10 protein-coding genes and 3 rRNA genes are annotated in these 18,075 nt (G+C 68.0%); 5 read left to right on the top strand and 8 right to left on the bottom strand.

Features of this window, described 5'->3' with window-relative positions:
• Nucleotides 1-119 precede the first annotated feature (119 nt).
• The 4 genes from TBIS_RS16520 to TBIS_RS16505 all read left to right on the top strand — a co-directional run bounded on the left by TBIS_RS16520 (nt 120) and on the right by TBIS_RS16505 (nt 8,015).
• Nucleotides 120-1,662, top strand: a 16S ribosomal RNA gene (locus TBIS_RS16520).
• Nucleotides 1,663-1,983: 321 nt separating this feature from the next.
• Nucleotides 1,984-5,024, top strand: a 23S ribosomal RNA gene (locus tag TBIS_RS16515).
• 163 nt (nt 5,025-5,187) lie between these two features.
• Nucleotides 5,188-5,304: ribosomal RNA gene (gene rrf, locus TBIS_RS16510) — 5S ribosomal RNA — on the top strand.
• Together the 16S, 23S and 5S rRNA genes form the textbook arrangement of a ribosomal RNA operon.
• A gap of 2,330 nt (nt 5,305-7,634) precedes the next feature.
• Entirely contained in the window at nt 7,635-8,015 is a 381-nt protein-coding gene (locus TBIS_RS16505) for a cell division protein SepF (protein WP_013133544.1), read from the top strand.
• A gap of 605 nt (nt 8,016-8,620) precedes the next feature.
• Here TBIS_RS16505 and TBIS_RS16500 read toward each other — a convergent pair.
• The 4 genes from TBIS_RS16500 to TBIS_RS16485 all read right to left on the bottom strand — a co-directional run bounded on the left by TBIS_RS16500 (nt 8,621) and on the right by TBIS_RS16485 (nt 13,609).
• Nucleotides 8,621-9,922: a hypothetical protein gene (locus tag TBIS_RS16500; RefSeq protein WP_013133543.1), complete on the bottom strand. Its 1,302-nt coding sequence runs from the start codon at nt 9,920-9,922 to the stop codon at nt 8,621-8,623.
• Nucleotides 9,923-10,134: 212 nt separating this feature from the next.
• Nucleotides 10,135-11,856 (bottom strand): arginine--tRNA ligase, encoded by a 1,722-nt coding sequence (argS, locus tag TBIS_RS16495; RefSeq protein ID WP_050760717.1) that lies wholly within the window; start codon nt 11,854-11,856, stop codon nt 10,135-10,137.
• 113 nt (nt 11,857-11,969) lie between these two features.
• Nucleotides 11,970-12,998 (bottom strand): phosphate acyltransferase PlsX, encoded by a 1,029-nt coding sequence (gene plsX / locus TBIS_RS16490; protein ID WP_013133541.1) that lies wholly within the window; start codon nt 12,996-12,998, stop codon nt 11,970-11,972.
• 44 nt (nt 12,999-13,042) lie between these two features.
• Entirely contained in the window at nt 13,043-13,609 is a 567-nt protein-coding gene (locus TBIS_RS16485) for a DUF1707 SHOCT-like domain-containing protein (protein ID WP_241019775.1), read from the bottom strand.
• A gap of 385 nt (nt 13,610-13,994) precedes the next feature.
• On the opposite strand from TBIS_RS16485, the gene TBIS_RS16480 reads away from it, so the two are divergent.
• Entirely contained in the window at nt 13,995-15,014 is a 1,020-nt protein-coding gene (locus TBIS_RS16480) for a hypothetical protein (RefSeq protein ID WP_041431741.1), read from the top strand.
• Between the two features lie 105 nt (nt 15,015-15,119).
• Here the strand turns inward: TBIS_RS16480 and TBIS_RS19380 are convergent, their stop codons facing one another.
• Genes TBIS_RS19380 through TBIS_RS16465 form a run of 4 tightly spaced genes read right to left on the bottom strand, consistent with a single transcriptional unit; the run spans nt 15,120 to nt 17,677 of the window.
• Nucleotides 15,120-15,281: a hypothetical protein gene (locus tag TBIS_RS19380; protein ID WP_013133538.1), complete on the bottom strand. Its 162-nt coding sequence runs from the start codon at nt 15,279-15,281 to the stop codon at nt 15,120-15,122.
• Nucleotides 15,282-15,337: 56 nt separating this feature from the next.
• A complete protein-coding gene (locus TBIS_RS16475; RefSeq protein ID WP_013133537.1) occupies nt 15,338-15,877 on the bottom strand; it encodes a YbhB/YbcL family Raf kinase inhibitor-like protein in 540 nt (179 codons plus the stop codon).
• A gap of 29 nt (nt 15,878-15,906) precedes the next feature.
• Nucleotides 15,907-16,779: an ABC transporter ATP-binding protein gene (locus TBIS_RS16470; RefSeq protein ID WP_013133536.1), complete on the bottom strand. Its 873-nt coding sequence runs from the start codon at nt 16,777-16,779 to the stop codon at nt 15,907-15,909.
• Nucleotides 16,772-17,677: an ABC transporter permease gene (locus tag TBIS_RS16465; protein ID WP_013133535.1), complete on the bottom strand. Its 906-nt coding sequence runs from the start codon at nt 17,675-17,677 to the stop codon at nt 16,772-16,774. Before TBIS_RS16465 ends, TBIS_RS16470 begins: the two co-directional genes overlap by 8 nt.
• Between the last annotated feature and the right edge of the window lie 398 nt (nt 17,678-18,075).

The raw sequence follows: 18,075 nt of genomic DNA, 5'->3' as shown, positions 1-18,075 counted from the left end.
CGCCGTGATCTGGTGTTGTCGTGGTGGGTGATTGTGGCTGCCATGGTGCGGCTCGCTGTGTTGGTGGGCGGTGCCGTGGTGGTGTCGCCGGGATTTTCTTCCCGTGTGTTTGAGGTTTATCGGTGGAGAGTTTGATCCTGGCTCAGGACGAACGCTGGCGGCGTGCTTAACACATGCAAGTCGAGCGAGGACCGCACTCTTTTGGGTGTGGAGCCGAGCGGCGAACGGGTGAGTAACACGTGAGCAACCTGCCCCTGGCTCTGGGATAGCCCTGGGAAACCGGGATTAATACCGGATATGACCGCTGCTCGCATGGGTGGTGGTGGAAAGGTTCCCCCTTGTGGGGTTCCGGCCGGGGATGGGCTCGCGGCCTATCAGCTTGTTGGTGGGGTGACGGCCTACCAAGGCGATGACGGGTAGCCGGCCTGAGAGGGTGGTCGGCCACACTGGGACTGAGACACGGCCCAGACTCCTACGGGAGGCAGCAGTGGGGAATATTGCGCAATGGGCGGAAGCCTGACGCAGCGACGCCGCGTGGGGGATGAAGGCCTTCGGGTTGTAAACCTCTTTCAGCAGGGACGAAGTTGACGTGTACCTGCAGAAGAAGCGCCGGCCAACTACGTGCCAGCAGCCGCGGTAATACGTAGGGCGCGAGCGTTGTCCGGATTCATTGGGCGTAAAGAGCTCGTAGGCGGCCTGCCGCGTCTGCCGTGAAAGCCCACGGCTCAACCGTGGGTCTGCGGCGGATACGGGCGGGCTTGAGGCTGGTAGGGGCAAGCGGAATTCCTGGTGTAGCGGTGAAATGCGCAGATATCAGGAGGAACACCGGTGGCGAAGGCGGCTTGCTGGGCCAGTCCTGACGCTGAGGAGCGAAAGCGTGGGGAGCGAACAGGATTAGATACCCTGGTAGTCCACGCCGTAAACGTTGGGCGCTGGGTGTGGGGGCTTTCCACGGTTCCCGTGCCGTAGCTAACGCGTTAAGCGCCCCGCCTGGGGAGTACGGCCGCAAGGCTAAAACTCAAAGGAATTGACGGGGGCCCGCACAAGCGGCGGAGCATGTTGCTTAATTCGATGCAACGCGAAGAACCTTACCAAGGTTTGACATGCCGGGAAATCCCGCAGAGATGCGGGGTGCCTTCGGGCGCCTGGCACAGGTGGTGCATGGCTGTCGTCAGCTCGTGTCGTGAGATGTTGGGTTAAGTCCCGCAACGAGCGTAACCCCCATCCTGTGTTGCCAGCACGCCCCTTGTGGGTGGTGGGGACTCATGGGAGACTGCCGGGGTCAACCCGGAGGAAGGCGGGGATGACGTCAAGTCATCATGCCCCTTATGCCTTGGGCTGCAAACATGCTACAATGGTCGGTACAACGGGTCGCGATCCCGTGAGGGTGAGCCAATCCTTAGAAAGCCGATCTCAGTTCGGATTGGGGTCTGCAACTCGACCCCATGAAGTCGGAGTCGCTAGTAATCGCGGATCAGCAATGCCGCGGTGAATACGTTCCCGGGCCTTGTACACACCGCCCGTCACGTCCTGAAAGTCGGCAACACCCGAAGCCGGTGGCCCAACCCCTTGGGGAGGGAGCCGTCGAAGGTGGGGTCGGTGATTGGGACGAAGTCGTAACAAGGTAGCCGTACCGGAAGGTGCGGCTGGATCACCTCCTTTCTAAGGTGCACCCCTTAAGCCCCTGGTTTGGAAAAGTTCCTTGGGGCTGAGTTTGTGGGTGAATGTGGAGCGCTGGTTAGTCGGCCGGGCACACGAGCCTGGGCTGGTGATGACCACTTTCTGTGGCGGTCGTTATGCGGCCGCCGCTGGTGGGGAAGCCGGTTTCGGGGTTTGTGGTCTGGTCGGGCACACTGTCGGGTTTTGAGGGAACGGGCCGGTTTGCCGGTGGGCTCACTTAACGGTAAAGTGAGTGACCGGAATCCGCCAGGTCCGTGACCTGGTTGCTGATTGTGAATTGCATAGTGGGTGCGAGCATCGTGTAGTCAAGTTACTAAGGGCACACGGTGGATGCCTTGGCACCAGGAGCCGATGAAGGACGTGGGAGCCTGCGATAAGCCTCGGGGAGCCGGCTACCAGGCGTTGATCCGGGGATTTCCGAATGGGGGAACCTGGCCCGAGTTGTGTCGGGTCGCCGCCGTCTGAACGCATAGGACGGTTGGTGGGAACGCGGGGAAGTGAAACATCTCAGTACCCGCAGGAAGAGAAAGCAACAGCGATTCCCTGAGTAGTGGTGAGCGAAAGGGGAAGAGGCTAAACCGGTGGCGTGTTAAAGCCGGCAGGCGTTGCGTTACCGGGGTTGTGGGACGCTCCTTTGCAGTCTCTGCCGGGGCTGCGGGCAGTGAGAAATCGGTGGGATAGCCGAACGCTCTGGAATGGGCGGCCGTAGACCGTGAGAGCCGGGTAGGCGAAATCTTGCCGACTGCCTGGGGGTGTTCCCGAGTAGCACGGGGCCCGAGGAATCCTGTGCGAATCTGCCAGGACCACCTGGTAAGCCTAAATACTCCCTGGTGACCGATAGTGGACGAGTACCGTGAGGGAAAGGTGAAAAGCGCCCCGGTGAGGGGTTGTGAAATAGTACCTGAAACCGTGTGCCTACAAGCCGTGGGAGCTTGGCAGCGCCCTTTGGGTGTTGTCGTGATGTGACCGCGTGCCTTTTGAAGAATGAGCCTGCGAGTTGACGTGCGTGGCGAGGTTAACCCGTGTGGGGGAGCCGTAGCGAAAGCGAGTCTGAATAGGGCGTTGAGTCGCGTGCGTCAGACCCGAAGCCGGGTGATCTACCCGTGGGCAGGGTGAAGCTCAGGTAAGACTGGGTGGAGGCCCGAACCCACCAGGGTTGCAAACCTGGGGGATGACCTGCGGGTAGCGGTGAAAAGCCAATCGAACTCGGTGATAGCTGGTTCTCCCCGAAATGCATTTAGGTGCAGCGTCACGTGGTCCTTGCCGGAGGTAGAGCACTGGTTGGCCGATGGGCCCTCACAGGTTACTGAGGTCAGCCAAACTCCGAATGCCGGTAAGTGTGAGCGTGGCAGTGAGACCGCGGGGGATAAGCTTCGTGGTCGAGAGGGAAACAGCCCAGATCACCGGCTAAGGCCCCGAAGCGTGTGCTGAGTGGGAAAGGATGTGAAGCCGCTGTGACAGCCAGGAGGTTGGCTTAGAAGCAGCCATCCTCTAAGGAGTGCGTAATAGCTCACTGGTCTAGTGGTTTTGCGCCGACAATGTAGCGGGGCTCAAGCACACCGCCGAAGCCGTGGCGTCTTCCGCGTGTGCGGGGGACGGGTAGGGGAGCGTCGTGCGGCGGGTGAAGCGGCGGGGTGACCCAGCCGTGGACGCCGTGCGAGTGAGAATGCAGGCATGAGTAGCGTTTCAGAAGTGAGAAACTTCTGCGCCGGATGACCAAGGGTTCCTGGGGCAGGTTGATCCGCCCAGGGTAAGTCGGGACCTAAGGCGAGGCCGATAGGCGTAGTCGATGGGCAACGGGTTGATATTCCCGTACCCGCCGTGGCGCGTTCTGCCGCTTCGGTGGCAGGTAAGCGATGGGGGGACGCAGGAAGGTAGCCCATCCCAGGCGGTGGTTGTCCTGGGGTAAGCATGTAGGGTGCGGGGTAGGCAAATCCGCCCCGTGTTAAGCCCGAGATGCGATGCCGAGCCGATTGTGGCGAAGTGGGTGATCCTCTACTGCCGAGAAAAGCCTCTAGCGAGCGCTATGGCGGCCCGTACCCTAAACCGACTCTGGTGGTCAGGTAGAGAATACCGAGGCGTTCGGGCGAACCGCGGTTAAGGAACTAGGCAAATTGCCCCCGTAACTTCGGGAGAAGGGGGGCCTCTGCTGGTGTAGGCACGTGCTGCCGAAGCTGGTGGGGGCCGCAGAGAATAGGCCCAGGCGACTGTTTACTAAAAACACAGGTCCGTGCGAAGTCGTAAGACGAAGTATACGGACTGACGCCTGCCCGGTGCCGGAACGTTAAGGGGACGGGTTAGCGGCCTTTCGGGGTTGCGAAGCTCGGAACCTAAGCGCCGGTAAACGGCGGTGGTAACTATAACCATCCTAAGGTAGCGAAATTCCTTGTCGGGTAAGTTCCGACCTGCACGAATGGCGTAACGGTCTGGGCACTGTCTCAACCGCGGACCCGGCGAAATTGCACTACGAGTAAAGATGCTCGTTACGCGCAGCAGGACGGAAAGACCCCGGGACCTTCACTGCAGCTTGGCATTGGCGTTTGGAATGGCTTGTGTAGGATAGGTGGGAGACTGTGAAGCGGGCACGCCAGTGTCCGTGGAGTCGCCGTTGAAATACCACTCTGGCTGTTTCGGACGTCTAACCCGGGTCCCTTATCGGGATCGGGGACAGTGCCTGGTGGGTAGTTTGACTGGGGCGGTTGCCTCCTAAAGGGTAACGGAGGCGCCCAAAGGTCCCCTCAGCCTGGTTGGAAATCAGGCGTTGAGTGTAAGGGCACAAGGGGGCTTAACTGTGAGACCGACGGGTCGAGCAGATGCGAAAGCAGGGCCTAGTGATCCGGCGGTGGCGAGTGGAAGCGCCGTCGCTCAACGGCTAAAAGGTACCCCGGGGATAACAGGCTGATCATCCCCAAGAGTCCATATCGACGGGATGGTTTGGCACCTCGATGTCGGCTCGTCGCATCCTGGGGCTGGAGTAGGTCCCAAGGGTTGGGCTGTTCGCCCATTAAAGCGGTACGCGAGCTGGGTTTAGAACGTCGCGAGACAGTTCGGTCCCTATCCGCTGCGCGCGTAGGAGACTTGAGGGGGGCTGTTCCTAGTACGAGAGGACCGGAACGGACGAACCTCTGGTGTGCCAGTTGTGCCGCCAGGTGCACGGCTGGTTGGCTACGTTCGGTTGGGATAACCGCTGAAAGCATCTAAGCGGGAAGCCCGCCCCGAGATGAGGTCTCCCTCCGGGTTAACCGGGTAAGGCTCCCAGTAGATGACTGGGTTGATAGGCCGGTGGTGGAAGCGCGGTAACGTGTGGAGCCGACCGGTACTAATAAGCCGAGAGGCTTGACTTCACATGCACGCACCCACTATGCGATTCTCGATCAGCAACCGAGCGGATCCCTGATCGGGAGGCCGTCGCACTCCGGTCGGCGACCAACGAGCGTGATCCGGCGATGTCGTATCACGCCGTCGGCGCCGGATGACCGGGGTGACCGGTTGACTGACACAAGACGTTGCGGTGGCCATAGCGGAAGGGAAACACCCGGTCACATTCCGAACCCGGAAGTTAAGCCTTCCAGCGCCGATGGTACTGTACCCGGGAGGGTGTGGGAGAGTAGGTCGTCGCCGCAACACAGATCTCGGTGAGCCGCCCTTATCGGGCGGCTCACTCATTTCTCGGCGATTCGCGCAATCGGCGACGCGCGAGCCGGCTCAACGGAGTGCTCGACGTGCTCGTCCTCGCCTGAGCGAGGGCGAAGCTACGGCTGCCAGATCGTCAAAACCCGCGCCGGCTCCACCATCCGTCATTGTCCGGCACGCTCATAGTGCCGGCGATTCCCGTACCGGTGCGGCCATGCGAGCGCCTGTGCCGAAGCGCCGTGGTTTCGCAAATGGCGGTCAGCCCACCGACGTGGTGACGCATCTCAATCCGGAATCGCGGGTCGGAGCGGTCATCACCATGCCGTGATCATTGATGACTTCCTTCCGGGTGCTCCCGGAAGCGGGCTGACACGTCGGCGCGCCGGCGATCGTCAGTCAGTGCACTGGGGCGCTCGCAGCCGCTCCGTAGCTCTGTAGTGCCCGTCACCACGCCCGATCGTTCCGCCCGGGGAACCAGGGGAGAATCGCGCGGACGGGTTCGGCCACCACGTGAGCGGCCTCGGCACGTGTCGGTCAAGAGCCGCTGGCGCGGTGAACGGCCGCCCGGGCCTCGAGCGCACCATCGGTGATGGCGAGGCGGCCCGACGCGAGCAGCGGCCCACGATCCGCGCGCCCTGACACCACCCTCACGTCCTGACGCCCGCCGGCATCCGCATCGGCCATCAGCGAGTCAGGTAGTGATCGCGCTGCCGAGCCCGGATGCGGTGGGATCAAGAGAGGCGGCGAGCTGTCGGCCTGGGATGTGAGAGGCTCCGCTCCGGTATGCAGGAGTTGCGGTATTCGAGAGCATTACCGCCGGCGTCCGTGCCAGCCGAGACCAGGCACGCCGGCTCCCGGACCGTTGGTCAGCTGCAGCCTGCCCGGCCAAGGGACCTGCCAACCCCCGAGTGGGGCTCACCACCAGGTTTTCGCGCGGCGAGGTGCGCCGGCTCGCCAGGCATGGGGCAGGGCGGAGCCAGGCATACGGGCCGCGCGGATCGCTGGGGAGACGGGCGTCAGGCCTGTGGGCTGCGCGGATCGCTGGGTATGCGGATTGCGCGGGCCACCGGGCGTGCGGGTCGCGAGGATCGCCACGTATGCGGGCCGTACGGATCACTGGAATCGAAGGGATGAGGCTCGCATACGTGGGGTGGCTTCCCGTCCTCGCCTTCCCCGGCGCCGTGGCGTCGCCAACCGTTCCACGGGTCGCCGAGAGGCAATCGGCCCGGGCAATAGGGGGCGCTCGGCCGCTGCCCTTCCGCGCACACATTCAGCCAAGGGGCCGCCCTGGACCTCACCGACGAACGGTTCCGGGAGCTCGCCCGCCTCGGCATGGAGATCGAGAAGCGCTCCGCGGGGCGCTGGGCGTCCCGCACCGGTGGGCCCGGCGGCGGAGGGACGCCGTGCGCCGGCCCAACCCCTAGCCTCAGATCGCGGAGTTTCCCGACGAATTCCGCTCCTGCGCTGTCCGGCTCACCGAGCACCCCTCGGCCTCACCGGAGCGATCTCCGCTGCGTGGGAGCGTGGCTCAGCGCAGTTCGCTCTCGCCCGAGCGGCCGGTGCGCAATCTCCCAGCCGTGTGGCGATCCCTCTCACGAGCGTCCCGCACCGCGGCCGGGCCGCGTCCGCAACCGCCCGTTCCCGTCCTCCGCGGCGACGCGCCGATCGGATGGCCGTCAGAAGCATCCCTGCCGCTTGAGGGCCGGCGAGGCGCGTCCTTAGAGCCCGGGCCGGATCTCGGTCCACCGCGCACCCGAGCGGAGGCGCATTCCGGACGCGCCCGTGCTGACCAGCGCAATCAGTGGCGAAATGCCGTACCCGGATTGCGCATCCTGTGCAGATGTGATCACAACTCGCGGAGACACGCCGAAGACACGGCGAGAAATATCGTCGACATCGCTCGTTATGTTGCCTATTTTGTGAGCTAGGTCACTGCCTATTCGCCGAACTCGATCCGGCGGTCGTGCGTCTTGATCATTAGAGCGGCCAAGGGACGCATAAGGCGATGCGGCGGGGTCATCTTCGGTGCTTGAGGAGGTCATGCGGTGCGAGGCGGGGCACTACCCGGGCTCTGAGAGGGAACTCACCGCGTACGGGCGAACGCGTAGGCAGCAGGGGTTCCCGGCTGGTAGCAGGTTCGGCTGGTTAGGCTGGACGCATAGCGCGAATCCTCGTGGAGACCCAGCTCCTGGCCCTCCACATTGTCCAGCCAAAAAAATTCAAATCACCGGGCGTGTCGCCGGGTGCGGGCTGAACCGCGCGATTACGGTCCCTCGTGTCGGGGCAAGCCCGGAAAGGACGAGCCGGAAAAGGACGAGCCGATGGGGGCAGTGCGCAAGGTGGCGAGCTACCTTGGCCTGGGTGGTGTGGAGCAGTACGACGAGGCCTACGACGAGGAAGAGTACGACGACGAGTGGATGCCTGCCGCTGAGCGTGCTGCGAAGCGCTGGCAGCCGGTCGCCGAGCCTGCTCGCATCGTGATGGTTCGCCCCAAGAAGTACGACGACGCGCTGACGGTAGGCCGCCACTTCCGCGAAGGGCACACCGTGGTGATGGACGTGGCGGGCATGTCCACGGCCGAGGCGACTCGGATGGTGGACTTCGCCGCCGGGCTCGCCTACGGCTGCGAGGGCAGGATCGAGCGTATCGCGGACAAGGTCTTCCTGATCACTCCGGCCAACGTCGAGGTCTCCACCGCATGACGTGACCCGGTGCCGGACCGCGGCCTGCCCGGCCACGTCCGGCATGGAGCGGGTCGCCGCGATGGGCCGGCATACCGCCGCGCGGTCCGGGCCGGTGTCCGTACGGCACCGCACGGCCGAGGTCCCGAGCCCGTCCAGGGCGCCCCAAACACAGGCCACTTATCCTCGCGATCCCCGGATGTGAACGCCCGGGCGTTTCCGCCGGTCGGCCTTCCACACCGGCCGGTCACGCGCCGATTCAGGGCCACCCGGGCCGTACCGCCATCTGGGCGCGATCGGGTCGGCGGCCGCGAAGGCCTGTCCTGCCCGCCTAGCGCGCTGGTGGTGATGGACGAGGGAATGTGCCCTGGCCGCATGTCCGTCCGGCCGCGGTCCGTCCGGCCACACATCCGCGCCGGGTCAGGCGTCCACCTCGCCGCACGGCTGCGCCGGCCAGGCGTCCATACCGGCCGGCAGCGCCCACCGAGCGGGCGCCCCCGGGGCGCCTACCGCCGTAGATGCGGCGATCCTTCGCCCACCGGCCGGGCCGTACCCGTACCGGCAGCCGACGGCTCGGCCCGGCCGCCCTGTCAGAGCCCGCGGTGCCGCAGAGCCTGCGGCGCCGGTCACGCGGCGCGGGGACCCCGGCGGAGCATCCGGGTCAGCTCGGCCACGTCCTCGGCCGCCGCCTCGGCGCGCGCCTCCAGCTCCCGGGCGTACTCGTGCAGCGCCCACACCGCCTTGTCGGCGAGGTCGGAGAGCTCGCTGATCCGCTTCTGCACCTGCCGCATCTCCTGCCCTTCGGCCACCCGGTGCCGCCAGAGCAGGTACCCGGCCCCTCCGGCGGCGCCGAGGCCGGCGACGGCCAGCGGCGGGAAGAGCAGCAACCCGAGGACGACCAGCACGGCCGCCACGCCGAAGAGCGCGTAGGCGCCCCACGGGCGCGGCCGGCCGGAGAGCCGTTCGGCCGCGATCCGCTGCTCGGCCGCGGCGAGCGACTCCTGGTCCGGGCCCTCCGGCCGGAGCGTGACCGGATGGCCGAGGAGCGACACGGTGACGGAGTCCGGCGGTGGCCGGCGGACCACCTCGAGCAGCGCTTCGGCCGACGCCTTCACCGCGGGCGCGCCGACGTGCAGGGCGAGCGCGGCGAGGTGCGGGTCGCCGCCGGGGCGGATGTCGCGGAGCAGGAGCTCGGTGAGCGAGCCCAGGGGTGGCTCCCGGTCCTCTTGCCCGATGAGCGAGCGGAGCACGGCGAGGGGTTCGTCCTCCGCCCAGATGGTCCCCTGGACGACCTTGGTGACCTCACCCGTCGCCGGGGTGGCCACGATCTCGGCGCACCGCTCCCGCAGGCGGCGGAGCGTGGCGGCGGCCTTGAGCGACCGCGCGATCTCCGGCAGGTCGGCCAGCTCGGAGAAGCCGTCGAGCGAGGGGGGAGCCGTGACCTCCGGCTCGGCGGGGACGAGCGCCTTGAGCCAGCGTTCGTCCTCGGCCGGTACGGCCGTGGCGTCGAGTTTGCGCAGCACGAAGATCTTGCCGACCGGGCCGTAGGCGCCCCGTGCGGCCGCGAGCCAGAGGGCGCGCTGGCCGGGGGTGACCGGCCGGTCCGCGGCGAGCTCGCCGAAGGCGGTGCCGAGCCAGGAGGCGTGCACGCGGTCGCCCAGGCCGCAGACCGCCAGGGCGAGGCAGAGGAACAGGGCGGTGCGCTCCGCATCGAGCCGGCTGGCCCGCTCCACGGCCTCGTGCGCGTCCTCGCCGGCCATGATCCGCACCAGGGCGGCCACGGCGGGGGCCAGCCAGTGGTCCGGTACGTCGGTGACGCCGGGCGGCGGCTCCGGGGCGGTGCCGTCGGCGGTGAGCTGGACGATCAGCGCCTGGGCGTACCGGTGCAGCTCGGTCACGTTCGCCGGCGCCGCCTGCCCGGGCGGCATGCCGGGTGCTCCCGCTGCTCGGGAATCACCTGTTCGGCCCGGAGGCTCCGCTTCGTTGCCCGGTTGCGAGTCTGAGTTGGTCATGCTCACGCGGAAAACGCTCCCGAGGGATCGGCAGGCACTCCCTTGCCCGGGTCAGAGTAGACCCTCGGCGGGGCAAGGGCGGATGAGGCGCGCCGAACGACGCGCTTCACATCTTCCCGGAAGCCGGGTCACATGCGCTCAGGAACGTCGATACCGAGCAGGTCGAGCCCTTGGAGCAGGATGCGGAGCGTGAGCGCGGACAGGGCGAGCCGCGACCGCCGGACCTCCTCGTCCTCGGCCTTCAGCACCGGGCAGTTCTCGTAGAACGCGGTGAACGCCTGGGCGAGCTCGAACAGGTAACCGCACAGCCGGTGCGGCTCGGACAGGTCGGCCACCGCCTGGACGACCGAGCCGAACTTGAGGAGCTGCAGCGCGAGCGCCCGCTCGGTGGGGTGGCCCAGCCGGATCGGCCCGGTGACCGAACCGGGGTCGATCGAGCCGGTGCGGAAGATCGAGCGGATCCGGGCGGTCGCGTACTGCAGGTACGGCCCGGTGTTGCCGGTCAGCGCGAGCATGCGGTCGAAGTCGAAGACGTACTCGCTGTCGTGGCTGACCGACAGGTCGGCGTACTTGACCGCGCCCATGCCGACCTTGCGGGCGATCTGCTCGCGCACCTCCGGCTCGTAGCCGCGGTCGGCGATGACCGCGTCGGCCCGGACGATCGCCTCGTTCAGCAGGTCGGTGAGCTTGACCGATTCACCGCTCCGGGTCCGGAACATCTTGCCGTCGCTGCCGAGGACGCTGCCGATCTGCACGTGCTCGGCGCGGATGTCGTCGGTCAGCCAGCCGGCCATCCGCGCGGTGGCGAAGACCATCTGGAAGTGGAGGGACTGGGTGGCGCCGACGACGTAGAGGATCCGGTCCGCCTTGAGGTCGCGGATCCGGTAGCGGATCGCGGCCAGGTCGGTGGTGGCGTAGCCGTACCCGCCGTCCCGCTTGCGGATGATGAGCGGGAGAGGTGCGCCGTCCCGGCCGGTGAACCCGGGCGGGAACACGCAGAGCGCCCCGTCGCTGATCTTGGCGATCCCCGCCTTCTCCAGCTCGTCGCACACGTCGGCGAGCATGGGGTTGTACATGCTCTCGCCGGCGATGTGCTCGTCGGTGAGGGTGACGCCGAGCATCGCGTACACCTTGTTGAAGTAGCGCTTGGTGTACTCGATGAACTCGCCCCACAGCCGCAGGCTCTCCGGGTCGCCGCCCTGGAGCAGCGGCACCCGGCGGCGGGACCGCTCCTCGAACTCGGGGTCGGTGTCGAACTTCTTCCGGGCCTCCTGGTAGAAGGCGTTGCCCTCACCCGCGGCGAGCCTCCGCAGCGCCTCCTCCTCGCCCACGTCGAGCAGGTGCTCGATGAGCATGCCGAACGGCGTGCCCCAGTCGCCGAGGTGGTTCTGCCGGATCACCCGGTTGCCGAGGTGCTCGTGGGTCCGGGCGAGGGTGTCGCCGACGATCGTCGTCCGCAGGTGGCCGACGTGCATCTCCTTGGCGGCGTTGGGGGCCGAGTAGTCGATCACGACGGTCTGCGGCGTGACCTTCGGCACGCCGAGCCGCTCGTCCTGGAGGAGCCGCTCGGCCTGCTCGGCGATCCACTCGTCGCTCAGGGTGATGTTGATGAAGCCCGGCCCGCTCACCTCGGCCGTGATGCCGGTCTGGTCGAGCGCGCCGAGCAGGTCCTGGGCGACGTCCCTGGGCGCACGCCGGAGCCGCTTGGCCAGGCTGAGCGCGATGTTCGCCTGGTAGTCGGCGAACTGGGAGGACCTGATCAGCGGGTCTTCCTCGGCGTACTCCGGGCCGAACGCGGTGCCCAGTGCCTGCTGGACCCGCTCGGTGAGCAGGAGCTGCGGGTCGGTCATGGACATCAAGCTTATCGGCGGCCGGAAGGGCTCCGGCCGGGTCGCGAGGGGCGCCCGGGATCGGGGCCGGTCGCCGGCGCGGGCCAAGGCCGGTCACCAGAGGCCCCGGCCGGTCACCAGAGGCGGTGCGGTTTGGGCGCGGCGGCGATCCGTTCCCCGATCCGCTGGACGATCCGCTGGGCGGCGAGCCGCGCCGCGAGCTCGCACGCGGAGGCGATGCTCCCCGCCCGGGAGGCGCCGTGCGCGATCACCACGGTCCCGTTCAGGCCGAGGAGTACGGCACCGCCCTGCGTCTCGGGGTCGAGCCTGCGCTGGAGCTCGCGGAGCCGGGAGCGCTGGAGCAGCGCGCCGAACCGCGCCATCCGGCTCCCGGCGATGGCCTCGCGGAGCTGGTCGAACGCGTAGCGCACGCTGCCCTCCAGCGCCTTGAGCGCGATGTTGCCGGTGAAACCGTCGGTGATGATCACGTCCACGACCCTGGTGAGCAGGTCGTGGCCCTCGACGTTGCCGGCGAAGTGGATCCCCGGTGCGGTGCTGAGCAGCTCGTGGGCCCGCCGCGCGAGCTTGTTGCCCTTCTCGGCCTCGGTGCCGATGGTGAGCAGGCCGACCCGGGGGCGGCGCAGCCCGAGGGCGACCTCGGCGTACGCCGTGCCGAGGTGGGCGAACTGCACGAGCATCTCGGGCTTGGCGTCGGCGGTGGCGCCCGCGTCGATGAGCACGGTGGGCTGGGGGAGGGTCGGCAGGGTGACGGCGATGGCCGGCCGGATCACGCCGGGCTGGGCGCGGAGCCGCAGCCGGCCGGTGGCGACCACACCGGCGGTCGAGCCCGCGGAGACCACGGCCGCGGCCTCGCCGCGCCGGACCAGGTGGCAGGCGACGGCGATGCTCGACCGGGGGCGGCGCAGGCTGGCGAGCGCGCCCTCGTCCATGCCGAGCGCCTCCTCGGCGCGGATGATGGGGATCTCCCCGACCGCGTCGTGCTCGGCGAGCGCCTCCTCGAGCTGCTGGGGCAGGCCGACGAGGACGACCGGGACGTTCCGCTCCCGGACCGCCTGGACGGCCCCGGCGACGATCTCGCCCGGCGCGTTGTCGCCGCCCATGGCGTCCACGGCGATCGGCGACACCCGCGCTCCAGGACTCATGGCGAAATGGTAGGCCTCGTGGGTCTGCGCCCCGTGGTCCGGGTTCACCGGCCGGAGGCGCGGTGGACGATCACCTTGCTGAACCGGGGGACGCCGGTGACCCGGATGAGCGGGCCGTCGCCGCCGGCGTCCGCGATCACCGTGCGTTTGGAGCAGAACGCGCCGCCCTCGTCGATCACCCGTGCGTGCGGCGGGACGGTCAGGATGATCTTCCCGCAGAAGGCGTTCAGCTCGAGGGTCAGCTCGCGGCCCGGGATGACCGCGTCGCTCAGGTCAACGATCAGCGCCCCGAACACGGCCCGGAGCACGGTGCGCCGCCCGGTGACCCACCGGCCGCCTCTGATGATCTTGCTGAGCACCGCTGAGATCTCGTGGCTCTCCGGTACGGCCGGTGCCCCGGTGCCGGCGGTCGCGGGCAGGTCCTTGATCAGCGGGATGAGGTCGCCGATGGTCACCGCGGCGTACGCGGCGTCGAGCCGGTCGGCGTGTTCGGTGCTGGTGAGGCGTCCCGCGGCGAGCGCCTCGCCGAGGATCGCGGCGACGCGGTCGCGGTCCGCGTCGGAGGCGCGCATCGTGGGGTCATCACCGGCGTACGGCGTCAGACTGGTCACACCGGCAGGCTAGCGCTTTTCGAGATATGTCGTGAATACCCGCGCGGGTGAGCGCGTCCGTACGGCACGCCGCGGCGGCGACGCGCGCCAGCGCTAAAAGCCGATGGAAAACTTCGTTTCCCGAGCCGCTGCGAGTCGTTTACCGTGCCTTTCTCCCCGCTGGGAGATCGGCTGACCACCCCGGTTTCCTCGGTCGGTCGATATCCGGATTTTCCCCCGGTCGGCCGCGGCGTAACCCCAGGTAAAGGCCGGGATCGGGACCGTGGCGGAAGTGATAGAAAATCCGTCGTTCTTTGTCGGCGCGCGCCGACGCACGGGGGTTCTTGGGTTCGACATTCCCACTCTCGTGAAACGGAATTGAACCGGGGGCAAGTTAATGAAACGAGTGGTCAGAACAGCCGTCGTCGCCGTAGCGGTCGGCATCGCCGGCATGGTCGCCGCGCCCGCCCAGGCCGAGGTCTGCAACGAGGTGTGCACCCAGTCTCGCGTCAACTCCCTGGCCAAGATCCTGGGCCACCTCTCCAGCGACGCGGTCGCCCGGGCGACCGCTGGGGTCAACGCCCAGGCCGCGGCGGCCGCCGACCTCACGGTGCGGCTGACCGCGCGGCTCCGTGCCGACCTCGAGGCGATCGTCTCCCTGGCCAGCGGGACCCTCACCGGCCTCTCGGCGGAGGCCAACGGCCACCTGGACGCCGCCGCCAGCCTCGCGGCCGACGTCCTCGCCGACGCCACGGCAGAGGTCAGCGCGAACGTGCTGGCCACGATCGAGGCCCACCTCGCCGCCGTGGTGAACGCCGTCGCCAACGCGAAGGCCAACGTGGACGCCACCGTGGCGGCCAAGGTCGACGCCGCGCTCAATGCGGCCGCCGAGGTCGGCCGGCCCGCGGCCACCGTCGTGGCGGAGACCGCCAACGCCGCCCAGGCCACCCTGTCGGCCGCGGCCGCGGCCGGCGCCGTGGTGAGCGCCGGGCTCGACCTGAACGCCCAGCTCACCGCGCTCCTCGACCTCAGCGGCACCGTCGCCGCCACCGCCGGCACCGCCAGCGGGCTGCTCGCGATCGTCCCCTGCGAGACGCCCGCTCCGGAGGCGGTGCAGACCGCGAGCACGGCCGCGCAGCAGACCACGAAGCGCGTCACCAACCAGGTCGCCGGCACCGCCGGTGCCGTCCAGCAGACCGTGCAGGCCCCGGCCGCCGCGACCGGTACCACGCTTCAGCAGACCGCCGACGTCACCGCCACCGTGGTGGCGGACGTGAACGCGAAGGCCTCGGCCACGCTCGCGCGCCGGAAGTGCAAGGGCAACGGCTCCGGCGACGCCGCGGCCACCACCGCCGCCCGCCGCCCGGTCGTCACCTCGACGACGCAGCAGAACCTGTCGGCGGCCTCCACCGCCAGCGCTTGCTAGCGGCGCACCCCGCACCGAACGCTGAAACGGTCGACGCCTGGTGACAGGCGCCGACCGTTTCTTCGTGTGTCCTGCCCCGGGCCGTGGGCCACCCGCCCGGGGCTTTCAGTTGAGCCAGGCGCGCAGGTGAGTGCGCCGAGCGATCTGGGCCTGCAGCCGGGCCATCTGCCAGTGCAGGTCGATGAGCTGCTCGGTGAGCACGCCGACCGGCAGCTCCGAGGGATCTTCGGCGGCCAGCTTGTCGATCGCCCTCGCCAGGTCGCTCATGCCACCCTCCTCCATCGAACTCGTGTTCGAATGATAGCCGATGGGGAGGGCGCAGGCTATTTCGTTTCGTACACAGGTGCGATGTAGCCGCGGGCGAGCGTGTTCGCCGTGATGTTGAAGCCGATCACGGCCGCGGTGGCGTCCGCGGGCACGTCGAGCTTCTCGACCTTGAGGGCGTGCACGGCGAACACGTACCGGTGCGGCCAGCCCGGCGGCGGGGCGGCGCCGCCGTACTCGTTGGCCCCGAAGTCGTTACGGCCGTGCTTGGCCCCGGCGGGCAGGCCCTTGAACTCCGGGCCGGTGCCGGCCCCGGTCGGCAGCTCGGTGACGGTGGCCGGAATGTCGTACAGCAGCCAGTGCCAGAACCCGCTCCCGGTGGGGGCGTCCGGGTCGAAGCAGGTCACCGCGAAGCTCTTCGTGCCCTCCGGCGCACCCGACCAGCGCAGGTGCGGGGAGAGGTTCTGCCCCGACATCCCCCAGCCGTTGAAGACGTGGGCCTCGGCCAGCCGCTCGCCGTCGCGGACGTCGGCGCTCTCCACGGTCAGCGACGGCACGGCGGGGAGATACTCATATGGGATCGGCGGCGGTGTCTGCACTTCACCCCTCCAATGCGATCGTGCGATCGTCAGGCCTTGTTGTAGGCCTTGATGACCTCCTTGGGATCACCCTCCATCCTGATCTTCCCTTTGTGCAACCAGATCACCCGGTTGCAGGTCTCCTCGATCACGTCGAGGTTGTGGGCGACCAGGAAGACGGTGCCCGCCGCCTCGCGCATCTGGCGGATGCGCTCCTGGCTCTTGCGCCGGAACTCGCGGTCACCGGTGGCGAGGGCCTCGTCGATGAGGAGCACCTCGTGGGTCTTGGCCGAGGAGATGGCGAACCGCAGCCGTGCCCCCATGCCGGAGGAGTACGTGGACATGGGGAAGTTGACGAACTCCCCGATGCCGGAGAAGTCGACGATCTCGTCGTACTTGGCGCGCACCTCGGCGGGCGTCATGCCCATGGCGTAGCAGCCGAGCACGATGTTCCGCTCGCCGGTGAGCTCCTTCATCAGCGCGGCGTTGACGCCGAGCAGAGAGGGCTGGCCGCGGGTGTACACCGCGCCCTTGTGCGGGGGGAGGAGCCCGGCGATGGCGCGCAGCAGGGTCGACTTGCCCGAGCCGTTCCGGCCGATGATCCCGATCGCGTCGCCGTGGTAGGCGACGAAGGTCACCCCGCGGACGGCGTGGACCTCCTTCATCTCCGGCCGGCCCTGCCGCCGCAGGATGCGCAGGAGCGCGTTCGCCGCGTTGCCCTTCTGCGCGTCGGACGGCTTGCCGTACACCTTGTAGACGATGTGGAGGTTGTCCACGATCACGGTCGGGACCCGCTCCCCGGGCGTGGTGGCGGCGCCCTTGGCGGCGGTCCCGGAGGCCGGGGCGGCGGCCTCGGCGGCCTGAGACGCCTTGGCGGCCGTCTCAGGGGCCTTCTCGGAAACGTTCTCGGTGAGCTCAGCCACGGCCGTACCTCTCCTCGGCCCGCCAGAAGTACCAGAAGCCGACGATCAGCGCGAACACCGCCCAGAATAGACAGGTCGTCCACGCCCAGCGTTCGGGCATGCGCTCATATATCAGGAGATGGCGCATGAACTCGATATACGCGGCCGCCGGATTGAACTCCAGGACCCAGCGGATGAAGTCCGGAAGATCCTTGGTCCGCTCGGCGATGCTGTAGAAGACGCCGGAGGCGTAGAGCCAGGTCCGGGTGATGAACGGCAGCAGCTGGTTGACGTCCCGGACGAAGGCGCCGACCCGGGCCATGAACAGGCTCGTCCCGATGTTGAAGACGAGCTGCATGGCGAGCGGGACCGGGATGAGCAGCCACAGCCAGGTCACCGGCTCGCCCGTGACCAGCACGAGCACCAGCAGCACGGCCATCGAGTAGAAGAGCTGCTGCAGCTCCTGGAACGCGTACGCGAGCGGGAGCGCGGCGCGGGGGAAGTGGAGCGCCCGGATCAGCGAGAGGTTGGAGGAGACCGACTTCGCGCCGCCGATGACCGTGCGCTGGGTGAAGGTGAAGACCATCACCCCGGTGATGAGGAAGGCGGGGTAGTTGTCGATGTTCTTGCGCTGGTCGAGGATGACCCCGAACATCAGCCAGTAGACCGCCGCGTTGAGCAGGGGCGTGAGGACCTGCCACAGCTGTCCCAGGGCCGACTCGGAGTATTTCGAAACGTTCCTCGACGTCGCGTAGGTGACGATAAAGTGCCGCCGGTCCCACAGTTGGCGCAGGTAGGCGGGCATGCTGGGGCGCGCGATGGCGCGTCGCAGACCGTAACGCCTGGCGAGCGCGGCCAGATCTTCCGAAGCTCGGCCGTCCCCCTGGGCGTCCGCGAGCGCGGATTCCGGCTGGCTCATGGCATGGACCCTAGTGAATGCCCTACTGGATGGTGGTCGGTGAGGAGCTCGCGATGCTGGTCCCCCGGCTCGCCGGCGTCCTCGGGTACTGTGGCCGCGGCGGAGGTCCGGTCAACGGCAGCCCAGGACATGGTGGCGGGGGGACAACGGCACGGGTCTCGCAGGCTCACCCGGTCAAGAATAGGTGCTCGGCCCTCAAGGTGCCGGGCCCTGTCGCCGACGATCGCGGGTCCCGTGAGCGCCCGGCCGTGTCAGCCCGGCGGCGAACGTGTCTCTGAACTGCAACGTGTCGGAGACGCCACCATCGGCACTCCTGAGAGATGCTCGCCATCAACTGGCAGGGCGTATGCGGTTTTGACCTGCCCATCGAAGTCGGGACCAGGCCAGTGCCAACGCCC

The sequence above is a fragment of the Thermobispora bispora DSM 43833 genome, from assembly GCF_000092645.1.
GTDB lineage: Bacteria > Actinomycetota > Actinomycetes > Streptosporangiales > Streptosporangiaceae > Thermobispora > Thermobispora bispora.
This window is presented reverse-complemented; position numbering and strand designations above follow the sequence as displayed.

Coding starts and splice junctions, on each gene's coding strand:
- TBIS_RS16505 (WP_013133544.1), top strand. CDS start 7,635: ATGGGGGCAGTGCGCAAGGTGGCGAGCTACCTTGGCCTGGGTGGTGTG.
- TBIS_RS16500 (WP_013133543.1), bottom strand. CDS start 9,922: ATGCCGCCCGGGCAGGCGGCGCCGGCGAACGTGACCGAGCTGCACCGG.
- argS (WP_050760717.1), bottom strand. CDS start 11,856: ATGACCGACCCGCAGCTCCTGCTCACCGAGCGGGTCCAGCAGGCACTG.
- plsX (WP_013133541.1), bottom strand. CDS start 12,998: ATGAGTCCTGGAGCGCGGGTGTCGCCGATCGCCGTGGACGCCATGGGC.
- TBIS_RS19380 (WP_013133538.1), bottom strand. CDS start 15,281: ATGAGCGACCTGGCGAGGGCGATCGACAAGCTGGCCGCCGAAGATCCC.
- TBIS_RS16465 (WP_013133535.1), bottom strand. CDS start 17,677: ATGAGCCAGCCGGAATCCGCGCTCGCGGACGCCCAGGGGGACGGCCGA.